Consider the following 25,316-nt stretch of genomic DNA (forward strand, 5'->3'; position numbering starts at 1 on the left):
GTCCCTGTTACAAGACCCACGTAGCCCGTTCCAATTACAGCGATTTTCATAAATTCAGACGATAATTTCGATTAAAGTTGGGAAAATATAAAATGCGGGTTAAGCGTTTAAAATTCTATTTGAATTTACACATTTTCCAGCATGAATCATACCAAACTAGTTATTCTTCAAAAATAAGTTATTTTCTTTAGAAAAGTAAAAGAGACCTAGTCTTAATTAGGTCTCTTTTAGCAAAAGGTACAAAGTATTTTATTACTTCACAACTTCAGTAATTACATTTCCTACTGTACCATTTGGTTCAAGTACATCTAGTAAATCAGCCACAGTTGGTGCAATATCTGAAATATTGGTTCTTTGAGAAGTCTCTCCATGTTTGATTTTCCAACCATACCATAGCAAAGGGATATGTGTATCATAACGATAAACAGAACCATGGGTAGTACCTGTTTTACGACCAGTAAACCATCCTGGGTTTAAGAAATACAAGATATCTCCACTACGTTTGATATTATATCCATTTTTTATATACCCAATTTGATATTCTGGAACAGTTGCATTGGCAAGATTCTGAAGGTCGATAACATTGGCAACCTCTGGTCTTTTCAAAAGAGCTGTTTTTACAACATCAAATACCTGAGCACGAGAAAGATTTCTGGTTTTCAAAGTTTCATGATTGAGGTAAATCTGATTGTTTTCATCAGCTCTTACGTAATCGCCTTCACCAAAAGCGGCTTTTAAAGCATCTTTCACGGTATTGGTCAACACAAGAGCATCGGTAGTACCAGCAGGAAGTTTTTTAGATTGCCAGTAACCTGGAACATCTGCCACGCCGTGGTCGGCGCTCAAGAACACTAATACATTTTCTTTTCCTAAATAGGTATCTAAAAAGCTCAATAATGAAGCAATTTCTCTATCTAGGCGAATGTAAGTATCTTCGGCCTCGATTGAGTTTGGTCCGAATGCATGACCTACGTAGTCTGTAGAAGAAAAACTAACCGTTAAGAAGTCGGTGCTTGTACCTTTGCCTAGTTGTTCATTTTGAATAGCTGCCACTGCGAAATCCTTAGTAATCGTATTTCCGAATGGCGTTGAGCGGATGACCTCTAATAAATTAACACCAGCTTGAGCCGCCAGTTCATGTGGAAAAACAGGTTTTTGTTCGCCACTTAATTTTCCTTCGAAAGGCTGATCATCGGGGGTACTTTCGGTGTATTGCTCGATTGGGAGTAGGGTGTTCCAACCTTTTGCTAAATATTTTTGTGGATTCTTCTGTGCGTTAAATTCTTTTACCCAATTAGGGAGTTCGTTCATGTAGAATGAGGAAGTAATCCAATAGCCGTCTTTTGAGTCGAACCAATAAGCTGCGTTGGCTGTATGACCTGCAGGAAGAATAGCACCACGGTCTTTTAAGGCAATCCCAATGGTTTTGCTTTGATGATTTTGAGCGATTTTTACTTGGTCTGTTATAGTCGAAACCAATAGATTTTTGGGAGACATCAAACCTGCTGAAGTATTTGCACCTACTGTTTGTACCGTTGAGTCTTCTACACAATATACAGTGCGTCCTGATTTGGTATCAAACCATTCGTTACCAATAATCCCGTCGACAGCAGGAACCGAGCCTGTAAAAATTGCTGCATGACCTGCGGCAGTAACAGTTGGCACGTAATCGTAATGATGGTTACGGCAATTATAACCCTCACCCATCAAACGTTTGAAACCACCTGAGGTATATTTGTTTGAGTAACGGTATAGATAGTCATAGCGCATTTGGTCTACTACAATACCAATGACCAATTTTGGTTTATTAGGAATGGTTTTTACAACTGCACTATTGACTTTAGAGGTACTTTTTATAGAAGATTGAGCTGATAAATCTGTTACAACTGCACAAAGTCCGGCAAACAGGGTAATTAGTTTTTTGTTCATAATGAAGGTAGTTTTTTGACAAAGATACGTAATCATTCAGCAATGATAGTAGGGCTTTGTGGTTATGAATTTATGAAATTATGGGAATTTAGGGAGGTTTTCTAAAAAGTCGATTTGAAAGGTATCCCAATTAGTTTTACAGCAGTATTGGCTCATTCCATTGGTAATGACTATATAAGGACTGCGTAGGGTGTGATTGTACTGTGCCACTTGCTCAAACACATTTTGAGTGAGTGCCACGTAGGGCGCTTTACATTCTACAATCATAAAAAGTGCTCCACTTCTGTCAAATACCTGAATATCAGTTCGCTTTTGTACTTGGTTGTATGTAAGTCCTGACTCGAGTTTGATAAGACTTTTGGGGTAAGATAAATGCTCAATCAGATAATTAACAAAGTGTTGCCGAACCCACTCTTCAGGAGTCAAAAATAAATACTTTTTACGTAGCTGGTCAAAAATATATAATTTCCCATCTTTTTTTTGTAACTTGTATTCAAATTTAGGAAGATTCAAAAGTTCCATTCTTTCTACCGCGCAGTTTGTTGTGAAGATTTTATAAATTCTAACAGACTCGTTGCCTATCAGTTAGCCTCAAAAAAGGCAAGACTTCTGGTCTAACAGAAAATAACAATAAAGGTTAGACAATTTTAGTTAAAACAAGTTTAAGATTTGTTTAAATCATTATTTATTCTTGTTTCTCGGAAAATACCATCGTAGTATTAGCCTGTTAAATTAACAATCGTTTTTGTGTTTTTATAATTTACGCATTTTTTAAATAGCGTACCTATTTCAGCACACCTTATTTTAAAGGGCTATGGATAACTATTAGTGATGAGTTTTGATTGGAGAATTGTGAATTTTGAGCGTAAACTTTTTATTATTACAATGTACTATTAGAAGTTACAAAGGATTATAAAACTGTTTATTTCGGATATCAGATGCTGGATTTCGGAAGTATAATTTTCTATATTTTGTAAAAATAAAGGTATTTTACTTTATTTCCGAAATCAGAAATCCCCAATCTGAAATAGTTGGAAAACGTTTGTAAGGTACTAATTTACCACTCACAATTCATCACTGAGACCTGTCTTCCTTTTCCAAATAAATGAACTTTTAAACAAAACCACGACTTCATCAGGTATGAAAACAAAAGAAGAAATTGTGTCAAATTGGTTGCCAAGATACACAGGCACAGCTATCGAAGATTTTGGTCAATATATTTTATTGACAAACTTCAAAAACTATGTTGATATGTTTGCAGAGCAGTTTAATGTACCCATTTATGGTATAGATAGACCAATGCAAACTGCAACTGCCAATAACATTACTATCATTAATTTTGGCATGGGCTCGCCAATGGCTGCCACAGTAATGGATATTCTAACGGCTATTTCACCCAAGGCTGTATTATTCTTAGGAAAATGCGGTGGATTAAAAAAGAACCTCGGATTGGGTGATATGATTTTACCAATTGCAGCGGTAAGAGGTGAGGGTACATCAGATGAGTATATGCCCAAAGAAGTACCTGCTCTTCCTTCATTCCGTTTGCAAAGAGCCGTTTCATCGATGATCAAAAAACATGAGATGGATTATTGGACAGGACTGATTTATACTACCAACCGTCGAGTATGGGAGCATGATGAGCAGTTTAAGCAATATCTCACAGATATTCGTGCGATGGGAATCGACATGGAAACTGCTACGATTTTTACCGTAGGTTTTGCCAATAAGATTCCTCATGGAGCTTTATTATTGGTTTCGGACAACCCTATGACGCCAGATGGTGTAAAGACCGAAGAGAGCGATAAAAAAGTTACGGCTAATTATGTTGAAAAGCATCTTCAAATTGGTATCGATGCTTTGGAAGAACTTGCTATGTCAGGTGAGTCTGTTAAACACCTAAGATTTGAGTAAGTATGAATTTAAGTGGTGTGCTTTAGGATAGAGGTAACAGGATTAAGGCAACAGGCAAAGAGTTGTGCTTGCCTAATGCCTATGGCTTACAGCTTAACGCAACCAACTTAGGCATTCTTTGAAAATGACTTTTCTAAAAAGCTTTACGAACAATCCACTCAAAAACGGGTGGATTTTTTATTTTAACTAATCAAACTATGAATAATATGGTCTGCTTTCTATACAAAATTGCCTAAATAAGTTGATATGCAAAATAAAATTTAATTCTTGAGCTTTCGGCTTTCAGCTTTGGGCATTCGGCAAAAAATATCTATCGATAGTAAAAAACTATTTTATACTCTTTGCCTCGTGCCTGTTGCCTAAAATACTATTTAAGTTTTGTGTTTTAGGGACAAGGCAACAGGCACAAGGCACAGAGTGTTAAAATGTTTTTAACGACCACGGACAAGCATTTTTCCCAAAGCCCACCGCCGAAAGCCGATACCAGAAAGCTTAAAGCACAATCTTAAATTTTATTTTGCCCACTTACTTACTCAGTTTGAGACGCAATCATTGAGACGTAATCATTGCGTCTCTACTGCAAGTATACTAATCATTCTTTATTCAATCACTAAATCTGGGATGATTCATGTATATCTTGGTATTGATAATTAGTTGCAATAATCGCGGATTACAGCATAGGCTGCTGTATAACCTAATTCGCCTGCTTTGCTCAAATCGTTGCAGCCATCTGTATCACCAAGTGCATGACGGATGATACCTCGTACAAAATAAGCTTCAGCATATTTTGAGTTTAGTTTGATAGCATTAGTACAGTCTTGGATTGCGGCACGTTGATCCCCAATTTGTGATTTTACCATGCCTCTAGTAAAGTATGCTTCGGCAAAAGTAGGGTTTAAGGCAATTGCTTTGTTATAATCTTCAATCGCTGATTTTGTATCACCAATTTTGGCTTTTGAAAGACCACGATTATAATAAACCTCCGAACGTTCGGAAGTCATTTCGGCCATTTTCAAACGTTCACTTACTCCGCTACGGAGTTCATCTAGTACTTGTTTGGTGATTGGGCCGGCGTATAGAACTTTCTTTGCTTCGATATTACCTATCGAGATAGCTTTGTTGAAGTCTTCAATGGCTTCTTTTGTATGTCCGAGTTTGTTTTTGGCAAAACCACGTCCATAATAAGCTGGGGCGTTCTCAGGGTCTTGGCTCAAGGCACGATCAAAGTCAATTTGTGCTCCTGCAAAATCTTCGGTTTGACTTTTGCAGTAACCACGATAGTACAACGATTCGGCATCTTCGGGGCTAATTTCGAGGGCTTTACCATAATCAGTAATTGCCCCTTTAAAGTCGGCCATTTTCATTTTGCTGTAGGCACGACCAGAATAAGAAGAAGGACGTTTTGGGCTAAGTTCGATGGCTTTTGAGAAATCCTCCAAACTTCCCTTGTAGTCCTCGAGCTTTTGCTTTACGGCACCACGTGCCGCATAACCTAGGGCGTTGTCGGGTGTCAAGTCTAGCGATTTGTTGTAATCAGAAAGAGCACCTTTATAGTTTTCTAACTTAGATTTACTGTAGCCACGACTAAAATAGGCATTAGCATCTACTGGATTTAGGTCGATACCACGATTGTAGTCTTGTAAGGCTCCTTTGTGGTCTTCTTGTCGAGCTTTGCTAGTACCACGACCAACATAAGCGTCGGCATATCTTGGGTTTAGTTCGATGGCTTTATCGAAGTCGTTAATAGCACCACGGTTATCTTTCAAGTTTGACTTCGTAACTCCACGGCTGTAGTAGGCTACTGCGTTATCTGGTTGAAGCTGAATCGCTTGAGTAAAGTAATTTTGAGCTAGTGGATAGTTGCCCTGACGACTCTGAAGAACACCGAGGTCCATCAACTCTTGAAAAGTTTGAGCGGGCGCGGCGGGTTGTTGTGAATATCCAGTAAAACTAAGCAGAGATACAAACAGCAGAGCAGAATAAAAACTCTTTTTCATAGGGTTAAATTTGAAAAAATAAGTTTTAGTGATAGATTAACTATCAAAAATGAAGTATATAGATAGATTAACCTTTAGATTTGTTTTATAACTTTGTAATTGCCAAAGTTTCAGCCAAATTACTGAAAAAATACCTTACAGCCAAAATTTAAAAGATAAACTGTCATGAAATTTGACTTTCCAAAAAGTAGAAAAAAAATATTGATAGGACTTGTACTCGGGACAACTGTAGGCTTAAATGGCTGTCGGATAATCAATAAAAATCGTATCTATACCGATGAGAAATGGCAGTCTGTACAACAGTCACCCAGAAGTACTAATCGGGCAGTTACCGAGAAAATTGGCCCCGTGTTAACAGCCGATGAAAGGGTGGCTCAGTATTTTGATAATCAGCTAATCGAGCTACGCAAGCAGGTTAAAGTTAGTCCTATTACTAGGGTCAACACCAAATTGATTCATATTCGATTTGATGCAGACTCTTATTTTATTGGTGGTTCGGATATCCCTTCTGAATTTGGCAAAATGAATATGGCTAGCCTCTCAAGGGTATTACTGTCCTATCCGCATACTTCTGTAATTATGGAGAGCTACACGGATGCTAACGGGACTGATGCCTACAACGATAGGTTGTCGTTGAAGAGGGTTGCCCAAGTAGCCAACTGGTTGGTTTTGAGTGGTGTTTCTCAAAATCGATTGAAAGCGCTTTGGTATGGAAAACGAAACCCTGTGGCTAGTAATGACATTGTTGAAGGACAGAGAATCAATCGTAGGGTTGAAATATTTATTATGCCCAACAAAACGCTATTTGATAAAATAAACAGTGAGATGCGAGTAGCTGGTACAAATTAGTAGCACACTTCGAGGATATCACAAATCGAAAGGATTGCCATTGCTATTATTTTATTGATTTTTTATAAAAGGCCAGAGTAAACAAGTTTTTAAAACATCAATGGGATTTGATGAACAAAAAAACTTAGTATTCTCCAGCCCTTGTGTAACACTAAAGTATTTGACTCAATCCAAAAGTTAATACAAAAAGAAGTGTAGTCAAGGCCATTCTTTTCAAAAATGGATCGATTTGAGCAGGGGTTTGTCCTTCGGCAACGCCACGACCAATTTTAATCAATAAAGGGAGTGTAACCACAAATAACCAATGCACCCAGTTGTTGCCAGATTCTATCATTAGAGTATATATAACTGCACATAAAAAGCCTACAATCAATAGTATCCAATGATAAATAACCGCCTTTTCTTTTCCTAGTCTTACAGGAATGGAGTTTTTCCCAGTTTTAGTGTCTGACTCTATGTCTCTGATATTGTTAATATTTAGCACTCCAACAGCAAATAGTCCACAAGAGGTAGCAGGAAGAAAATTAATCCAGTCAAAGTGATGCGTATGTAAAAAGTACGTTCCTAATACACCAACCCATCCAAAAAATATGAGCACCGATATATCTCCTAATCCCATGTACCCATACGGACGTTTGCCTACTGTATAGGTAATTGCGGCAATAATTGACAAAACTCCAAGGCCAAAGAAACCAATGATTGTTTGAGTATCGGTATCTTTTAGTCCTTCAAAAATTAACCACGAGCCAGATAACAAAGAAAGCACCGACATAATAATCATAGCTTTCGTCATTTGTTCACGAGTAATTGCACCAGTTTGTACGGCACGTGTAGCAACAGTACGTTCTGCATTATCGACGCCACTGACGGTATCTCCATAATCGTTGGCAAAATTGGAAAGTACTTGTAAAAAAGTAGTAGTAAGTACAGCTAGCCCAAAAATCTTCCAAGAAAAGTCATCATGTCCAGCTGCCAGAAAGCTTCCCATTAAAATACTCGCCAACGCCAAAGGTAAGGTGCGAGGTCGAGCTGCCGAAATCCAATTTTTCATGTTTTATATAAAGTCTTTTTTGTGTAAGTAAGTAAAAGGAAAGATTAAATTAATAGTATCTCAAAGGCAACAGTCGAGTATAACCTTTTGATTATAAATGTATTATAATAACTTATGTACTGTTAACTAATAACGTCTTTTTACTTTGTAGGAAAGATTAAATTAAGAGTATAACTGAGGTGAAATTTGACAATAACCTTTTGTTTATGAATATCTTCAAATAACCAATATACGGTTAACTATTAACGTTTTCCTGCTTAAAATGAAATAATCCGAGAAGATAGAAGCCTGAGCTTTACCAATAAAAAATACCGAATATACAGCTACAAAAATAACCTGTACATTCGGTATTTGAATGTTTTAAACTAAAAGAAAATTGAAAACCTAAATTTTCTTATAAGTTTAAAGCATCTTGGAATTCTTTACTGTTAGGTTTTACTCCTGAAGCAAAAAAGTGTGTAAGTTCGCCTTTTTCGTTAATCAAATATTTGCAGAAATTCCAGCTTGGTTCTTTATCGTTCCAACCGTTCAATTCTTTGGTTGTAAGCCATTTGTATAATTCACATTTACCTTCACCTTTTACGACAACTTTCTCAAACATAGGAAATGAAACGCCGTAGTTTTTTTGGCAAAAGCTTGCGATTTCACTATTTGAACCTGGCTCTTGCGAACCAAATTCATTGGCAGGGAATCCCAAAACTACCACTTTCGCTTTGTTTGCCTTATAAAAGGCTTCCCAGTCTGCATACTGTGGCGTAAATCCACATTTTGATGCAGTATTGAGGATAATTACTTTTTTTCCTTTGTAGTCAGCAAGGTTTACCTCTTTGCCTTCTAATGACTTCATTTTGAAATCATAAAGCGTTTTTTTCGCTACAACTTCAGTTTCCATTGGTCTGCTTTCGATGTTGTTTTTGGTAAAAGGAAGTGCTAATGCACCAAGCAAACTTCCTACTTTCAAAAGTTTAAGAATCATGACAGTTACGATTGTTAAAAGGATGATAAACAAGGGCTTTTTCATAAGTACTAAAGCTGTAAGTTATCTAATATTGCCAATCCAATCAAGCGAGTAATTGTTCTGTGGTCAAATATTCGACAAACGTATTACATTCTTGTTGGTACTTTTATACCTAATAACGCCATAGCTTTCTTAATTGTTTCGCCAACGGCCTTCGAAAGCTGAACTCTGAACTGCATAGCCTCGGGGCTTTCTGCATTAAAAATGCTCAATTCAGCAAATAAGCGGTTATACGATTTAGCCAAATCGTAGGCATATTGTGCTATCAACGCAGGAGAATATTCACGTCCAGCATCGGCAACTTTTTGTGGATATTCGCTCAATGCAAAAATGATTTCGCGTTCAACTTGTTGTAAGTTGGTGTATAAACTAGCCTCTTCGACATCGATATGTAAGCCTTCTGCTTTTTTCAAAATAGAGCAGATACGCGCATGAGTGTATTGTATAAATGGCCCTGTATTGCCTTGGAAATCAATAGATTCGGCAGGGTTAAATAACATGCGTTTTTTGGGGTCTACCTTCAATAAGAAGTATTTCAAAGCACCCATAGCCAGCGTGCTGTACAATTCTTCGGCCTCTTCGGGGGTAAATCCATCGATTTTGCCTAGTTCGTTGGTACGTTCACGGGCTGTATCCTTCATTTCCTGCATCAAATCGTCGGCATCTACCACTGTTCCTTCTCTCGATTTCATTTTGCCAGAAGGTAAATCTACCATTCCGTAACTTAAATGATAACAACCTTCAGCATACGGACGACCCAATTTTTTCAAAATCTTGAATAATACCTCAAAATGATAGTCTTGCTCGTTGCCTACGACATAAATAGACTTTGACATACGATAGTCCTTGTATTTCAAGTCGGCCGTACCCATATCTTGGGTTATATACACCGAAGTACCGTCTTTACGTAATACTAATTTTTGATCAAGCCCTTCATCGCTCAAGTCAATCCATACCGAACCATCTTCTTTTTTGAAGAAAACACCTGCAGATAACCCTTCTTCAACGGTTTCTTTACCCAAAAGGTAAGTGTTTGATTCTTTATAAATTTTGTCGAAGCTCACCCCCATAGTTTCGTAGGTTTGATTAAAACCTGCAAACACCCAATCATTCATTTTTTGCCACAATGCCACTACTTCAGCGTCGTTTTGTTCCCATTTCAACAACATTTCTTGTGCTTCTTGCATCAATGGAGCTTGTTTTTTGGCATCATCTTCCGACAAACCTGTAGCCTTGAGAGCATCAACTTCTACTTTATAATGTTTGTCAAACTCTACGTAATATTTGCCTACTAGGTGGTCGCCTTTGATTTGAGCAGATTCAGGTGTTTCGTTTTGACCAAATTTTTGATAAGCCAACATCGACTTGCAAATGTGGATTCCACGGTCGTTTACAAGATTTGCTTTTACTACATCATAGCCATTGGCCGCTAAAATTTGTGCTACCGAAAAGCCCAAAAAGTTATTGCGTAGGTGTCCTAAATGAAGTGGTTTGTTAGTATTGGGCGAAGAGTATTCAACCATCACCGTTTCGCTCTTGGTAGCAAGCTGACCAAAAGAGGAATCACTTTTAAGATTGTTGAACATTTCCATCCAAGCATTATCTGCAATCGAGATATTCAAGAAGCCTTGTACTACATTGAAGGCGCTCACCACAGTGGTATGGCTAGTCAAGTAATTTCCGATGGCATTTCCAATCTCCGCGGGAGACTTGCGAAGTGCCTTTACATAAGGGAAAACCACAAAGGTATAAAACCCCTCAAAATCCTTACGAGTAGGCTGAAGAGCTATAGTATTTTCGGAAATTTCAAACTCAGCCAAAAGGGCAGCTTGAATACTGTCTTGTAGTATTTTTTCGATATTCATTGCGCTAGGAAAATTTTCCAGTGTTTTACTAAAATGGAGAAAGTAATTGCCAAAATACTTGGTTTTAAAGTGCTTTTGAGAATGCATACTTTCAACTGAAGTGCAAAATTAGCCAAAATACCTGCGATAACCATAAACGAACATGAAAACCTCTATGCTTTTTCTTTTTAAAGAAGAATTGAAATGTGTAAATTGTCAATAGATAATCTATGGTTTGGGCAGTATGTCAGGTTCCCAATGTCATCTCTTCAGGAGAGGACTTGATGGCTTTTGAGATGTAACACAGTGGCTAAACCATAGTATGGAATAAATAGAGCGTTTTTTTTACATGATGAATCAATAAGTAAAAATATCCTGAACGACTAAGGCAAAATAAAATCTAGTTCTTGAGCTTTTGGCAAAAGACTTATCTGTGGTTGTTTAAAACTTTTGACCTCATGCCTTTTGCCTGACGACTTAAAACCATACTTAACTGTATTTTGAGTAACTTATCTCTGCATAACATTCATGCTTAGAATCAACAGATTACTAAACAATCTGATGCTATGGCTGTTTTTTAATCAAACAATTCCCATTGTCTGTTAATTTTAGCGTAATCCTTTATCTAAACTATGAAAAAACGTTTTACTGTTTTTGCCACTCCATTCATGAATACTCAGTTACATTACAAAAAACTCGGGTACATGGCTCAAATGCTATTTGGTTTATGTTTGCTCTCGATAAGCCATACGCTAGTTGCTCAACTAAGTAAAGTTGGCGAAGTGGAGTATATCAAAGAATACGGAAAAACAAAAGATTTTTCTATGCTTCCGCTCAAAGAAAAAGGGGCCTTGGTAGTTTTTGATAATGCCGATACTTTTGGAAGGAATCATCATTGGGAATTCTATAAAATTGATTCTACACTTCGCGAACAGTGGAACACAAAGTATACACCACCAGAAAGATTGGAAAATTTGTTGACTTATTACAATAACGATTTTATGTACTTTTTCTTTGCAGAATCAGAAGCCGAAGATTTTGTCATAACTCGTTTAAATCTCCAATTGGGGGAGGTTGACGAATTTAGAGGTAAGTTGGTAGGTCTCCGAACCATCAGTCATTTTAAGGTATTGGGCAATTCCGCCTATTTTGCTGGAAGTTATTTTGACAAGCCAGTTGTAATTTCATTCGCTTTTTTTAATTCTACTTCAAAAGTTTTGCAAGGGATTTATGATAAAAATATTACCATTAATTCTTTAGAAATAGACGAAATAAGAAATGAAGTCAATGTGATTATTAATGAAAGAAGAAAAGGTAAATGCAATATGTCGGTGCTGTCTTATTCGTACAACGGCGATTTGCTCCGAACCAATCGTGTGCCTTTGGCAGATAACGAAGATGTAAACTTTGTGAGTGGAAGGTTACTCTCTATATCCAATAATGAAACCGTTTTGGTCGGAAATTACTCTACCAACTGTAGCGATTATTCAAGGGGTTTGTATCTTACACATTTTAATAATGGCGAACAGATTGGTACCAAAATGATAGACTTTTCGGGATTAAGTAATTTTTTTGACTATCTATCGCCTAGAAAACAACAAAAATTGAAGGAGAAAATCGAGAAGAAAAAAATAGAAGGTAAAGAGCCTAATTTTAGCTATTTACTCCAAGTACACGATTTAGTCAAAACCGAAAAAGGGGTTCTTTTATTGGCTGAAGTATATTATTTTTCGCCCAATAACAACAATACCTTAGGCTTGTATACCAACCCTCCGTTGACTTTTGCTCAGTTACAACGTAATCGCTCTCGAATAGGACGGTACAGGTATACGCACGCCATTGTATGTGAGTTTAGTAAGGATGGCGAAATTTTATGGGACGACGCCGTTTCGTTAGGTTCATTAGAGTCGAGCGGCTTGCTCGAACAAGTACAAATTTCAAAATACAAAGGAGAGTGGATAGCCACTTATTTGGATAAAGGAAAAGTTAATATTCAAAATTTACATAATGGCAAAGAAAACTCGGATAAAGAAGAGTTTGAAATAAAATCAGATGAAGAATCTCATAGAGTCGACGAGGAGGCAGCTGTGTCTGCTTGGTACGATAAATACTTTTTGGTTTGGGGAACACGCCATGCACCATCCAAAGATAATACAATGGGTTCTGAAATTTTGTATGTTCGCAAAATGGCCTATGCTCCGTTACATTCAAGCACCACAAGTCAGAAGTAAGTTATGATGTAACCTTTTGGGAAAATCCCTGAAGAAGGCAATAATGTTGTATCTTTGCGTCAAAATTGAACAAACCTTTTCATCATGCCTTTCTGAAATGGTGATTTGGGTCAAAAAAAACGGCAATATTTTGCTGGTACTAATATTAATAGATAATGGTTGAATTATACAGAGAAGCATTGAATCACTTGAAAAAAGGTGATACTTTGCTTTATCCTTCCGATACGATTTGGGGTTTAGGTTGCGATGCTCGCAACGAGAAAGCCGTCGAAAAAATCCTTACAATCAAACAACGGCCTCAAAACAAAGCTTTTATTGTCTTGATTTCAAAAATTGAGCAATTATCCGAATATGTGGTCGAAGTACCCGAAATCGCATGGAATTTGGTAGAGTTTGCAGAAAAACCTTTGACCGTAATTTATCCAAAAGGTAAAAACCTAGCTCCTAATTTGATGGGACCAGATGGTAGTGTTGCGATTCGTTTGGTAAAAGATGAATTTTGCAAAGGTTTGGTTCATCGAATGGAAAGAGCCATTGTATCTACGTCTGCCAATATTACGGGTCAGCCAAGCCCAATTCAGTTTGCTGATATCGACCAATCAATTGTCGAAAAAGTAGATTATATCCTCAAAAACCCCAAAGGAGAAAATCCCAAAGCTCAACCATCTCAAATTGTAAAGTTGGGTATGTATGGCGAGTTTGAGTTTATCAGAAAGTAAGGGTTTGGTAGGAGTTAACACATCGCTTTTTTCGCAAATATATCGAAATGTAGAGTTAGATTTTATTTATATGTTTTAGGCAACAGGCACAAGGCAAAAAGTGATAAAATGTTTTTTAGTAACTATAAATATGTTTTGCCGAATGCCCATAACTAAAAGTCCAAAGCTCAAAAATTAAATTTTATTTTTGAGGCAATAGACTTTAGGCATTATAAGCTGTAAGCTAAAGGAAAAATGCGTTTTTATGAAAGTATAAAACTTACAGCCTAAAGCACTCTAATTCAATCTAATTTTGCTCAAATATCATTAGAGAATGAAAAGAAAGAAGCATTAGCTTCTGTAGCTTTTTCAAAATACTTGTATGAATTTTACTGAAACTTTAAATAATAATCCCATTTTTCAACTAGTTGCAGCTTCAGCGCAACAATTGAATGTTCGTGCTTATGTAGTGGGTGGGTTTGTACGAGATTTAATCTTAAAACGTCCTTCCAAGGATATCGACATTGTATGTGTAGGGTCTGGGATTGAGTTAGCCGAACTGGTGGCCAAAAATTCGGGTCGCGAAGATACCTATTTGTCAGTTTTCAAAAACTTTGGAACTGCCATGATTCGTATTGATGATTGGGAGGTTGAATTTGTGGGTGCAAGAAAGGAATCTTACCGAAGCGATTCGCGTAAGCCAATTGTCGAAGATGGAACTTTGGAGGATGATCAAAATCGGAGAGATTTTACGATTAACGCTATGGCCATTTCGTTGAACATGAGCGATTTTGGGGAGCTAATAGATCCCTTCGATGGTATTGCTGATTTGAGAAGGAAAATTGTAAAGACTCCTCTCGAGCCTGGTATTACTTTTTCGGATGACCCACTCCGAATGATGCGTGCGGTACGCTTTGCTTCACAATTGAGTTTTGATATTCATCCCGACACTTTTGATGCATTAATGTCAATGAAAGATCGTATCTCAATTATTTCAAAGGAACGTATCACCGAAGAACTCAATAAAATCATCTTGTCTAATGTTCCCTCTTATGGTTTTAAATTATTAGATTCTTGCGGTTTGCTGCAACTAATCTTCCCTGAGTTCTGTCAATTAAAAGGAGTTGAAACTGAAGAAGGAAAAGGCCATAAAGATAACTTTTATCATACCTTACAAGTTCTTGATAATGTAGCCAAAAAATCAGACGATCTCTGGACTCGCTGGGCTGCTATTTTGCATGATATAGCCAAACCTGCCACAAAACGCTTTGACAAGAAAAAAGGTTGGACATTTCATGGGCATGAGGAAATGGGAGCCAAGATGGTTAAACCCATTTTTACCAATATGCGATTGCCCTTGAATGAAAAAATGCGCTACGTAAAAAGTCTTGTTCGACTCCATTTGCGCCCAATTGCACTATCTAAAGAAGCCATCACCGACTCTGCTTTGAGAAGACTTTTGTTTGAAGCTGGTGAGAACCTCGAGGGTTTAATGATTTTGTGCCGTGCTGATATCACTTCCAAAAACGGCGAAAAAGTAAAACGCTATCTTCGCAATTTCGACATTGTTGAAACTAAGCTAAAAGAGGTAGAAGAAAAAGATAAGTTGCGTAATTTTCAACCAGTAATTACTGGAGAGCTAATTATGGAAACGTTTGGGCTAACTCCTTCCAAAGAAGTTGGCATTATTAAGATTGCTGTTCGTGAGGCTATTTTAGAAGGACAAATCGAGAATACGATGGAATCTGGAATGCCATTTATTCTTGAGGAAGGTCGCAAATTGGGCCTTACTCCAGTTAATATTTAAACGATTATGATTTGTGTTATGATAGGCTAGGTTGGCATACAAAATAAATGCTAATATTTGATTATCAGGATTTTATATAAGATTCGGGCTTTTGGCAAAAATATGTTGATACAATTGGCCTATTGCCCAAAACAACAAATTTATGTGTAAAAAAAACTTTATACTTTTAGCACAAGGTATATAGCATAAGGCCTATTGCAGGTCGAAATAACTTAATCTTTTCTGCAATAGGCTCTTTGCTTTCAATCTTAAGCTAAAAAAAAAGTAATTATGATGAAAATTTAAAGACTTTTCGCCGAATACCTACAACTTAAATGTATAAGTCTTAGTTCTACACGAGTATTCAACTTCTCTGTTTCACTTCCACACAATTTTTTGATTTTTTATACACTCTTTATTTACAAAAATAAGTTAATGCACAAAATGAAATTTAAGTTGTGTGCAATAGGCAAAGAGTTTTAGCGTGTTTGTTGCTAACCAAAGATGTACTTTTCAGCATAAGACATTAGGCCGTAAGCAAAAAAAATAGAAATGATAAAAACTTTTACCTAATGCCTACGGCATAGCTAAAAGCACAGCACTTCAATCTAAGTTGCACGATTACTTAATAGACCACTTATTAATTAACTCCTGATAATCCATGAAGACGTCAATATTGTGGGTTTTACTACTTTTATTTCCAAGCTATTTATGGGGACAAATGACCATTTTGCATCCCATGAATCGCCTAATATTACAAAGGAATCTTTCTAATCAAGCTGATTTGGTCATTGCGGGTTATACTCAGGTTTCGGTAACCAAAATCGAGTATCAATTAGTCGAAATAGGTAAACCTGCCAAAGGCTGGCAAGTATTGGCCAGCGATGTGATGAATCGAGAATTTTCGAAGAAAATTAAAATCAATGCTGGCTTTTATGATCTTTATGTGCGGGCATGGGTCAATAATACCCTTATTGATGAAAAAATCATTGAACAGATTGGGGTAGGTGAGGTTTTTTTGATAGCGGGTCAGTCAAATGCAATGGGTGTACAGGGTTTGGGCTCCAAGGATGCCTCCGAAAGGGTTATTCTGATCAATGATTTGAACAAGTACTTGGATGAAAAAGAAAACCTTACCGTAGCATCCAACTTACCAATGGTATTACACAAAATGGAAAGAGCTTTGGCCACCTCTGCCATGTATCCTACGGGTGAGTCTTCGTGGCTTTGGGGCGAATTAGCTGATAAAATCGTTCAAAAGTATCAAGTTCCTGTATTTTTATTGAATTGTGGATGGGCCGCAGCTACCTCCGAAAACTGGAGTAAATCTGCCAATGGAGAATTGGCTTTTAATCAGTATGTAAATAAATATTGGCCTAATCAACAACCTTTTGCAAACCTCAAAAATTCTTTACAATACCTAGCCTCTCATACAGGATTAAGAGCTGTTCTTTGGCTACAGGGCGAATCGGATGCTGCTCATAATCAGGTTTCTGCTCAAAATTATGAAGCTAATGTGAAAAATTTGATAGATAAGTCTCGTCAGTTGTTTGGCTACAATATGGCTTGGAATGTTGCAAGGGCAAGTGTTGGCCCTCGAAATGAATGGGCTGATTTGGTTATCAAAGGACAAAATGCCATTTTGAAAAATGTTTCAAATACTTTTCCTGGACCCGAATTAGATACTATCCAAAATCCTAGACCTATTGCTCATGGCCATTTTGAAAATGTTAAAGGAGGAATTCAGGGACTAAGTCTGGCAGCCAATGCTTGGATGCGAACTATGGACACGACTTTTTTTGAAAAGGCGATTCCCTATCAACCTCAATCTACTTTAGTGCCAAGGTTATTACCAACTCACTTACCATTTGGACGAAATTTTGCTGTTCATTTTCAGGGAAATATAACTCAAAACAAAACCTATAGAGTAGAATTATTAGATAAGAACGGAAAATTTGTAGCTCAGGTCGGTCAAGGCACAAATAGCCCTGTGCTTATAAATATTCAAAATGTATCACCTCTGGAAGTATACCGTCTGAGAATTGTTTCGGAGGCGCCATTTTTGCAAAGTACACTTTCCAATACTTTTACTTTGTCGGGAAGTTGGACTCCTCTCAATCAATTTACCCTAGTCGAAAAAGCTGATTCTCTACAATTACGTTGGTCTTACGTGGAGGCTTATGCCCCAACCAAAATTACGGTTCAGTACAGTAACAATCAGCAGAGTTTTTCGGATGTATATACCGAAAATGCTAATAGTACTTTGGAAGGCAAGTGGGAGGTGATTCGCCCGAAGGAAGTATTTGCTTATTACAGACTAAAATTGACATTAGCCGACGGATCGGTTGTATATACTGATACAAAGTTGGTGATTGATTATTCACAAGTTTTGGGTGTCGAGAACCCTAATGTATCGGTAAAAATCTTTCCGAATCCTGCCAGTACTTTTCTCACGATTCAGGGAGTAAATGAGGTGAAGCAACTACAAGTATTTTCCAGTAATGGACAAGAAATTATTGATATTAAATCGAATAGAGTAGGGGAAGAATATTGGGTAGAGTTTCCCAAAACGATTCAAAATGGAGCTTATTTTTTGAAATTACAATTACCCAATAATCAGATTACATTTAGCAAAGTGTTGATAATGAAGTAAGTGGTTGGATTTTTAGGTAATGAATTTGTAGTGTACAAAGGATTATAAAAACTATTTATTAGGGATTTCTGACATTGGAAGTATGTGCTTCTATTTTTCCGCAATCAGAAATCCCAAATCCGCAATAGTTAGAAAGTCCTAACTTATCACTCAAAATTCTTGCTACTTTAACTTTATTTTTTGCCTCTCACAGCACGAGCAATCATATCCCATTTTTCGTCAGGCACTTCGTTCAAGGCTGAAAATTCACCAGCGCCCATCAGCCACTCACCACCATCTATCGTAATAACTTCGCCATTGATATATGACGAGAAATCAGACATCAGAAATGCCGCCAAATTAGCTAATTCTTGATGATCGCCTACTCGTTTGAGAGGAATACGGCTTGCTGGGTCAAACTTTTTAGCAAGGTCATGTCCCATAGCTTCGGCAGGAAATAGTCTTTCCCATGCTCCTTCTGTTGGAAATGGCCCTGGAGCGATGGCATTGAATCGGATACCATATTTGTAGCCCCATTCCACCGCTAAAGAGCGTGTCAAGGCTAACACACCCGCTTTGGCTGTCGCTGAAGGTACCACATAACCCGAACCCGTCCATGAATAAGTTGTCACAATACTCATGACGGTTCCTTTGATGTTGTTTTCTATCCAATATTTCCCAAAAGCTAAGCTAAAATTGTATGTGCCTTTCAAGACGATATCCACTACTACATCAAAAGCTTTGTGGCTTAGTCTTTCGGTTGGGCTAATAAAATTTCCAGCGGCATTATTGACCAAGCCTTCTACGCTACCAAAGTGCTCAACTGCAGTTTTGAGTACATTTTCTACCTCATCGTAGTTTCGTGCATCACAGGCTACAGGCAAAATTTTTCCGCCTGTGAGTGCTGATAATTCGCTAGCAGTTTCTTCCAATACAGGGAGTTTGCGTGAGGCAATTACTACATTTGCTCCTAATTCTAGGAAGTATTTGGACATGGATTTACCTAGTCCTGTTCCTCCGCCTGTAACTACAATAGTCTTACCTTGTAAGGCTCCGTCTCTTAGCATGGGTTGGTTAAACATAGCTATTTTAGATTAAAGATTTTAAAGTAAAAGCTCTTGAATAAAATACCTTTCAGAATATTTCACTCTTTCTTTCGACTTTATTTTACTATATTTTTTAAAAGTAAAATTCTATTATTAGGCAATTTGGTGTAAATAAAATTATTATGCAAGCATACTAATTAGTAATTTTTGAAAAATTTAAAAGAACTTCAAAAGGGAGAAGAAATACGACAAAAAAGAGTAAGAGTAGATAGGAATATATAAGCACAAAAAAAGCCCTGCAATCATTTGCAGAGCTTTTTTATATGGCTCGGAGCGCTTTGGGTGGATTATTTACCAGCTACCAAAGTTACGTCCAAGTTGAATACATCGTCGATAGCTTTGTCACCGATAGATTCGAAGAATTTCTTAGAACCATATTTGATGTTGAAGTCTGTACGGTCAACTGGGATTTTAGCAGTTGCAGTCACTTTACCAGCAGCAGAAGTAATAGTAGCTGGGAAAGAAATAGACTTAGTTACACCATGCAATGTTAAGTCACCTGTGATTGTGTTACCAGCAACTTTAGTGATTTTGAAAGTAGCAGTTGGGAATTTTTCTACTTCGAAGAAATCACCTGTAGTAATGTGGCTAATGAATTTTTGGTTGTAACCAGCGTCAGTGATGTCAGTACAAACGATAGATTTCATATCGATTGTGAAAGTACCACCAGTTACTTTTCCTTTAGCTACAGAAAGAGAGCCGTTGCTGATGCTGATGAAACCTTCGTGCTGACCAGTTACTTTTTTAGCCAACCAGTGGATTTTAGAACCTTTAGTATCTACTGCCAATGCATCAGCAGCTTTTTTAGGAGCGTTACCAGCGATAGCTGAACTTAATACTGTTGCAGAAACAAACAAACTAGCGATGAATTTAATTGCTTTCATTTTATTGAAAAAAATTTTAGTGAATATGAATAATAAGGAGTTTAATACAATTCAGAAAATACCGATTATTCAGCCGAGCCTCTGAGTTTGTCTAAAAGATGACTTAGCGTGAGCGCTTCTTCGGGGCTTAACTTGTGTAAGGCCGATTCCCACTCTGATTGCTGATTGTCTAGTTCTGCTAACAATGCCAATCCTTTTTCTGTAATTACTACATCTACCTGACGACGGTCGTGTGGGCATTCTCTACGAATAACTAAATCTTTCAAAATAAGTTTGTCAACCAATCTTGACGCATTAGACATTTTATCGAGCATACGCTCAATAATGCCACAAACCGTGATAGGGTTAGGATATTGTCCTCTCAGGATTCTCAAAACATTGTATTGCTGCAACGTTACATCATAACGTTTCAGTAAATCACTTTGCAATGAACAAAGCCAATTGTTTGTGTACATAATGTTCACAACGGCCTTGGTATAAGGTGATTTGAATGCTTTTTGCTGTATGTCTTGTTCGATACTCATAATTTGATAGTACAAATTTAATGTAAAAACATTTGATGTCAATACATTAAAATGTTAATTTTTTGTTAATGGTATTTAATTGTCTAATAATCAGTATTTTGTGTGTATGTATTTTTGTAGTTTTCGGTAAAGTAAAAAAAGTAATGTATCCAAATTGGTCTAGTACGTAGGTTTTTAGAATATTAGATTGGGCGTTTTTGATTCTGGAAAAGTAATAACACTCCTTTTCTTTAAAAAAATTAAGACCTTATCGCTTACTCAAGTATACTCAGACTGGAATATCTCTAGTTCAAAGGTTCCAACACAATTACTCTTGTAATTTTTGGATAAGACTTTGTAGTAATTTTAAATCTTCATCACACATTTGTATACTTTGTGTCTCCCATACTTCGATGAGCTCATTAATTTCGTCAGTAATTTGAACTCCTTCATCAGTGATAATCACTTCGACTACCCGTTTGTCACTGGGAGATTTTCTTCTTTCTACATACCCTTTTTGTTCAAGTTTATCGACCAATCGAGATACATTCGACATTTGATCTCGCATATTTTCGATGATAGTATTGATACTGAGTGGAGTAGGGTGGGCATTTTGTAAAATCTTAAGAACACTATACTGCTGTTCGCTAAGTGTATAAGGTTTGATAATCTGACTAAATTCAGAAACAAGCCAATTGTTTGTATACATGATATTGACTGTTAATTTCTGATAAGGGTTAGTAAAGGACTTTTGTTTGATATCTTTTTCAATAGACATAATTTTTAAAGTTAGCGTGTATAGTACTAGTTTTGCCTTACAACGAAAATATGATTTATGGAGTAACACTTACTCTTTTGTGGATATTTGTAAAAGTAAATAGTATCAAGTAAAAAGAAGTTATTAGTTAATCGTATATCTGTTATTGGAAAGCACTCATCCTTAGAAGGATACTGTCAAAGGGTGCTACAGATATATGATTAATTTAACCTTTCCTTATCCATATTAGAACAAAAACTATATTTTTTGCGAGAAGCTAGTGCTTTACACCAAGTTATGAGAAGTACTTATTAAGAGGTGGTTATAATTGTTTGCAAATATACTCAATTATCGGAAGGGCACGATTTCTGGTGCCGAAATATCAAAGTCTTTGAGACGGTAGTTGTAGGTGTCACTAAACGAAACGTTGAGTGCTCCGATATTGGGTAAATTAGGGAAATAGGTAAATTTAAGCTGGAAAGTATTGAAAGTAAGGTTTTCGTTTCGTAATCTAATGCCTATACCTACGCCTGTGTAGGGGAAGTGAGTAAATAAAAATTGATTGCGAGGAGTAACAAAGGCCATATCTAATTGAAAAAATGGTGCCAAACGGAATCCGACGAAGTTAACTTTTGAAAACAGAACTGCTTGATACCCCAAAGCAAATTTTTTACTACCCCATAGTTGGTCGCTATTTACGCCTAATATCCCATTTTCTCCGTTAATATTGAGGTATTCACCTGTATATCGCTGTATTCCAAAAGCATATTTAAGGTTGATAAAATGTCGTAATTTGGCTCTAGGAAGAGTGTACAATCTTGAAAAATAGTTAGATTCAAAGCTAACACCAGCTGTGCCATTGGTAAAGGCACCAGCATTAAGAAGGGCGTATAGATAGCCAGAGTTTTTGAGATATTGCCCACGAGCAAGTTTGATGCCTGAATAAAAACGGCTTCCGAATGCATCCGAATATTCTTTGCCTGCTACAAAAGCTGCTAAATACCCGTAAGGAACGTCTTCTGTTATTCCAAAACCGTAAATCAAAAAGTCCCGCTTGTAACGTCTATTCGAAAATCCGATTCCTCCAAGGTAAAGTTCCTGATTTCGGAAAAGCTGATTGGTATCGGCAGTTACTATGGGGCGTTGGGTATAGTTGATACTGGTAAATCTGAGTCCGACGATAAAGCGAGTACGAGCCTGATTTTCGGGACTTAAAAATGGTAGTTTGTAAGAGCGTGCCAGCCAAAAATCTACATAGTTTCGGGCAGTCGGAAAATAAAAAGGTAAGGTATCGTTTACCATCAAGGTGCGGGCATCGTATCCTCTGGTCATTCCTCTCAAATCTCGGTCATGACTCATTTCGAAGCCTCCTGCCATTTTCATTTCGGGTGTTAAGAACGGTCTAAAAAAGCGCAAAGCATAGCGATTGGTTTGTCTACGAAACGACAAATCCAACTGCCCTGTAATAAAGGAACGGCCAATATAAGGAATCGTGTAAGTGGTGGCGTATTCGAGTTTGGGCGATTCTTTTTGGTTGATATAAAAGGTATTGCGCCACGAATGCCCCAAACCCCGAAAGTTTACTTGATTGATACTTATATCATAACGGTCCAAACCTCCTAAATTGACAGCTGGAATTAAAGACCAGATATCCTGCGTGATTACCAATAAATCTACTAAGTTGGGATATTGCTCATCTGGTACCACCAAGATACGAGCATCGTGCAAAATAGTACTATTACGCATCACACGTTCATTGTCTCGAAGCCTGTCGGCATCTATGATATCACCAGTATTGAAGAGTAAAAATGATTTTCGAATAATACTTTCGCGAGTATTGGTGTGTAAGGAGCTAAAAAACTTTTCAAAACCTTGTGCTTTACGAGCGGTATCATTGACGCTTTCGCCAAATACTCGAAGAGTTTTAACATAAATTTTACGCACTACTCTTCCCTCAAACTCTTGAAAGGGATTTTCATCAATTTTTACTACTTCCTGACCTGCTGCGTTTTGGTTGTATACATCCTTGAAGAGGGCATGATAAATTTCGTTGAGAACTCGATTTTTTGAAAAACGTTTTTTCAAATTAGAATAAAGTAAACTATCTTCTTTGTTCTTTTTTACTTGATAGTCTTCCGGAATGAAGGCTTGAATAGAATCTTTTTGTTGGGCATGCGCAGATATTGGCACAAATACAAGCCAAAAAGCTATCGTAACCAGTGCGAGAATTTCACTCAGGCTAAAGCTCCTACAAGGTTTTGTGGGTATTATTGGCTTATTTTGTAGAAATTTACATATCATATATAAACAAAAATACAAAAACTCTCAGAATGCTAACATTAAATCATACACTTGTTTTAGCTTCCAATTCGCCACGTCGTCAGCAGTTACTTCGAGATGCAGGCTTTGAATTTATTGTAAAAGTTAAACCAACTGATGAGGATTTTCCTGATACGATGCCTGCGCCTGAGGTTCCTGTATTTCTGGCAAAAAAGAAAGCTTTGGCATTTCAGAACGAAATCGAAAATTACATCATTCTTACCGCTGATACTATTGTGGTAGTCGATGGGTTGATTCTGAATAAACCACAAGACAAAGCCGAAGCCAAATGGATGTTGCAAAAACTTTCGGGGCGCAAACACCAAGTAATTACGGGGGTCTGTGTTATGACCAAAGATTCAATAGAAAGTTACAGCGACACGACAGACGTATTTTTCAGAGAATTAACGGATGCTGAAATTGATTATTATATCGAAAATTGCAAACCCTTCGACAAGGCAGGAAGCTATGGTGTACAAGATTTTGTAGGCATGGTGGGTATTCCTCGCATCGAAGGTTCATATTTTACTGTGATGGGTTTACCCGTACATATCGTGTACGATGCCCTCAAGAAATTTTGTTAGTTGTGATTTAAGGAATTATAATGAGTAAAAAGGCCATATAATTCACCATTCATAATTCAGCCATTTACCACTCGCTCAGCCATTAAATTACCAACAAAACACATGCTTCATTCAAGAAATAAACATCAAGAAAGATATGATATGGAGGCACTTATGAAGGTGTCACCAGAATTAAAACCTTTTGTATTTATCAATCAATATGGTAGTCAAACTATCGATTTTGCTAATCCTGCTGCCGTAAAATTGTTGAATAAGGCTATTCTGAAAGCTTTTTACAAGGTCGAATATTGGGATATCCCCTTGCATTATCTGTGTCCACCGATTCCAGGACGTGCAGACTATCTGCATTACACAGCCGATTTACTGGCAGAAGCCAACAATGGTCAAATTCCTTTGGGCAAGGAAATAAAAATTCTTGACGTTGGGGTAGGAGCTAATTGTGTTTATCCTATCATTGGCCATGCCGAATACGGTTGGCGTTTTGTTGGTTCTGAAGTAGATAAAACTGCCTTGAAATCTGCACAGAATATTGTTATTACCAATACGAATCTTAAGAATAATGTAGATGTTCGTTTACAAAATCGTCCAGACCAAATTCTAGAAGGTATTATTCGAACTCAAGAATTATTTGATTTAGTAATTTGTAATCCTCCTTTCCATGCTTCTGCGGAAGAGGCTTCTGCAAGTTCTATTCGTAAACAACAGAATCTTACAGGTAAAAAAGTACAAAATGCTTCGCTCAATTTTGGTGGACAAAGTCGTGAACTCTGGTGTGATGGTGGTGAACTGAAGTTTATTTGGCAAATGATTCAAGAAAGTAAAGTTTTTGCCAAAAGCTGTTTATGGTTTTCTTCTTTGGTTTCAAAAAAAGACAATCTAAAAAGTTTGTACAAAGCCCTCGACAAAACAGATGTGACCAATTATCGAATTATCGAAATGTCCCATGGACAAAAAATAAGTCGAATTTTGGTATGGACTTATTTTTCGGAAGATGAAAGAAAAGCTTGGGCAAAAGCTAGATTTGGGAATAAGTGAGTAATAAGTTAGTGGGCAAAATAAGATTAGTTGTTTGCTTTAGGCACTAGGCAACAGGCACTAGGCAAAGAGTGTAAAATTGTTTTTCGAAACTATATGTTTTGCCGATTACCCATAGCTGAAAGCCTAAAACACAAAACTTAACTCTTATTTTGCCCAAACTATAGAATTTTATTGAC

Annotated in this window: 19 protein-coding genes; 8 read left to right on the forward strand and 11 right to left on the reverse strand. The window is 37.1% G+C overall.

Going from position 1 to position 25,316, the window contains the following annotated elements; translation table 11 throughout:
• Window positions 1-252 precede the first annotated feature (252 nt).
• Together pafA and ACOVQ4_RS03320 are read right to left on the reverse strand one after the other, a co-directional pair.
• On the reverse strand, window positions 253-1,929 hold the full coding sequence (gene pafA, locus ACOVQ4_RS03315; RefSeq protein ID WP_421819234.1) for an alkaline phosphatase PafA: 1,677 nt from the start codon (window positions 1,927-1,929) through the stop codon (window positions 253-255).
• 78 nt (window positions 1,930-2,007) lie between these two features.
• Entirely contained in the window at window positions 2,008-2,451 is a 444-nt protein-coding gene (locus ACOVQ4_RS03320) for a type I restriction enzyme HsdR N-terminal domain-containing protein (protein ID WP_421819235.1), read from the reverse strand.
• A gap of 618 nt (window positions 2,452-3,069) precedes the next feature.
• On the opposite strand from ACOVQ4_RS03320, the gene ACOVQ4_RS03325 reads away from it, so the two are divergent.
• Entirely contained in the window at window positions 3,070-3,843 is a 774-nt protein-coding gene (locus ACOVQ4_RS03325) for an AMP nucleosidase (protein WP_421819236.1), read from the forward strand.
• 650 nt (window positions 3,844-4,493) lie between these two features.
• Here ACOVQ4_RS03325 and ACOVQ4_RS03330 read toward each other — a convergent pair.
• Window positions 4,494-5,840 carry a tetratricopeptide repeat protein gene (locus ACOVQ4_RS03330; protein ID WP_421819237.1) on the reverse strand — a complete coding sequence of 449 codons (1,347 nt, stop codon included), beginning with the start codon at window positions 5,838-5,840 and terminating at the stop codon, window positions 4,494-4,496.
• A 165-nt stretch (window positions 5,841-6,005) separates the two neighbouring features.
• On the opposite strand from ACOVQ4_RS03330, the gene ACOVQ4_RS03335 reads away from it, so the two are divergent.
• Window positions 6,006-6,689: an OmpA family protein gene (locus ACOVQ4_RS03335; protein WP_421819238.1), complete on the forward strand. Its 684-nt coding sequence runs from the start codon at window positions 6,006-6,008 to the stop codon at window positions 6,687-6,689.
• Window positions 6,690-6,840: 151 nt separating this feature from the next.
• Here ACOVQ4_RS03335 and ACOVQ4_RS03340 read toward each other — a convergent pair whose 3' ends face one another.
• The 3 genes from ACOVQ4_RS03340 to argS all read right to left on the reverse strand — a co-directional run bounded on the left by ACOVQ4_RS03340 (window position 6,841) and on the right by argS (window position 10,623).
• Window positions 6,841-7,740 (reverse strand): 1,4-dihydroxy-2-naphthoate polyprenyltransferase, encoded by a 900-nt coding sequence (locus tag ACOVQ4_RS03340; protein WP_421819239.1) that lies wholly within the window; start codon window positions 7,738-7,740, stop codon window positions 6,841-6,843.
• Window positions 7,741-8,134: 394 nt separating this feature from the next.
• Window positions 8,135-8,761, reverse strand: a complete 627-nt coding sequence (locus tag ACOVQ4_RS03345; RefSeq protein ID WP_421819240.1) for a glutathione peroxidase — start codon at window positions 8,759-8,761, stop codon at window positions 8,135-8,137.
• Between the two features lie 83 nt (window positions 8,762-8,844).
• Window positions 8,845-10,623 (reverse strand): arginine--tRNA ligase, encoded by a 1,779-nt coding sequence (gene argS, locus ACOVQ4_RS03350; protein WP_421819241.1) that lies wholly within the window; start codon window positions 10,621-10,623, stop codon window positions 8,845-8,847.
• Window positions 10,624-11,234: 611 nt separating this feature from the next.
• Here argS and ACOVQ4_RS03355 point away from each other — a divergent pair.
• The 4 genes from ACOVQ4_RS03355 (at window position 11,235) to ACOVQ4_RS03370 (ending at window position 17,970) form a co-directional block, all read left to right on the forward strand.
• The gene (locus ACOVQ4_RS03355) at window positions 11,235-12,833 is read left to right on the forward strand and encodes a hypothetical protein (protein ID WP_421819242.1); all 1,599 of its coding nucleotides are present in this window, start codon (window positions 11,235-11,237) and stop codon (window positions 12,831-12,833) included.
• 155 nt (window positions 12,834-12,988) lie between these two features.
• Window positions 12,989-13,552 (forward strand): L-threonylcarbamoyladenylate synthase, encoded by a 564-nt coding sequence (locus tag ACOVQ4_RS03360; protein WP_421819243.1) that lies wholly within the window; start codon window positions 12,989-12,991, stop codon window positions 13,550-13,552.
• A 361-nt stretch (window positions 13,553-13,913) separates the two neighbouring features.
• Entirely contained in the window at window positions 13,914-15,338 is a 1,425-nt protein-coding gene (locus ACOVQ4_RS03365) for a CCA tRNA nucleotidyltransferase (RefSeq protein ID WP_421819244.1), read from the forward strand.
• Between the two features lie 640 nt (window positions 15,339-15,978).
• Window positions 15,979-17,970, forward strand: coding sequence for a sialate O-acetylesterase (locus ACOVQ4_RS03370; RefSeq protein WP_421819245.1), 1,992 nt, complete (start codon window positions 15,979-15,981; stop codon window positions 17,968-17,970).
• Between the two features lie 173 nt (window positions 17,971-18,143).
• Here ACOVQ4_RS03370 and ACOVQ4_RS03375 read toward each other — a convergent pair whose 3' ends face one another.
• The 5 genes from ACOVQ4_RS03375 to ACOVQ4_RS03395 all read right to left on the reverse strand — a co-directional run bounded on the left by ACOVQ4_RS03375 (window position 18,144) and on the right by ACOVQ4_RS03395 (window position 23,389).
• Window positions 18,144-19,031, reverse strand: a complete 888-nt coding sequence (locus tag ACOVQ4_RS03375; protein ID WP_421819246.1) for an SDR family oxidoreductase — start codon at window positions 19,029-19,031, stop codon at window positions 18,144-18,146.
• Between the two features lie 311 nt (window positions 19,032-19,342).
• A complete protein-coding gene (locus ACOVQ4_RS03380; RefSeq protein ID WP_421819247.1) occupies window positions 19,343-19,939 on the reverse strand; it encodes a YceI family protein in 597 nt (198 codons plus the stop codon).
• Between the two features lie 65 nt (window positions 19,940-20,004).
• Complete coding sequence (locus ACOVQ4_RS03385; RefSeq protein ID WP_421819248.1) at window positions 20,005-20,463, reverse strand: MarR family winged helix-turn-helix transcriptional regulator; 459 nt, start codon at window positions 20,461-20,463, stop codon at window positions 20,005-20,007.
• Window positions 20,464-20,770: 307 nt separating this feature from the next.
• A complete protein-coding gene (locus ACOVQ4_RS03390) occupies window positions 20,771-21,220 on the reverse strand; it encodes a MarR family winged helix-turn-helix transcriptional regulator (RefSeq protein ID WP_421819249.1) in 450 nt (149 codons plus the stop codon).
• A 327-nt stretch (window positions 21,221-21,547) separates the two neighbouring features.
• Window positions 21,548-23,389: a hypothetical protein gene (locus ACOVQ4_RS03395; RefSeq protein ID WP_421819250.1), complete on the reverse strand. Its 1,842-nt coding sequence runs from the start codon at window positions 23,387-23,389 to the stop codon at window positions 21,548-21,550.
• Window positions 23,390-23,529: 140 nt separating this feature from the next.
• On the opposite strand from ACOVQ4_RS03395, the gene ACOVQ4_RS03400 reads away from it, so the two are divergent.
• Together ACOVQ4_RS03400 and rlmF are read left to right on the forward strand one after the other, a co-directional pair.
• Window positions 23,530-24,102 carry a Maf family protein gene (locus ACOVQ4_RS03400; RefSeq protein WP_421819251.1) on the forward strand — a complete coding sequence of 191 codons (573 nt, stop codon included), beginning with the start codon at window positions 23,530-23,532 and terminating at the stop codon, window positions 24,100-24,102.
• A gap of 102 nt (window positions 24,103-24,204) precedes the next feature.
• Window positions 24,205-25,137 (forward strand): 23S rRNA (adenine(1618)-N(6))-methyltransferase RlmF, encoded by a 933-nt coding sequence (gene rlmF / locus ACOVQ4_RS03405; protein WP_421819252.1) that lies wholly within the window; start codon window positions 24,205-24,207, stop codon window positions 25,135-25,137.
• Window positions 25,138-25,316: the final 179 nt, after the last annotated feature.

Source organism: Flectobacillus sp. (genome assembly GCF_049240685.1).
In the GTDB taxonomy this organism is placed as follows: Bacteria; Bacteroidota; Bacteroidia; order Cytophagales; family Spirosomataceae; genus Flectobacillus.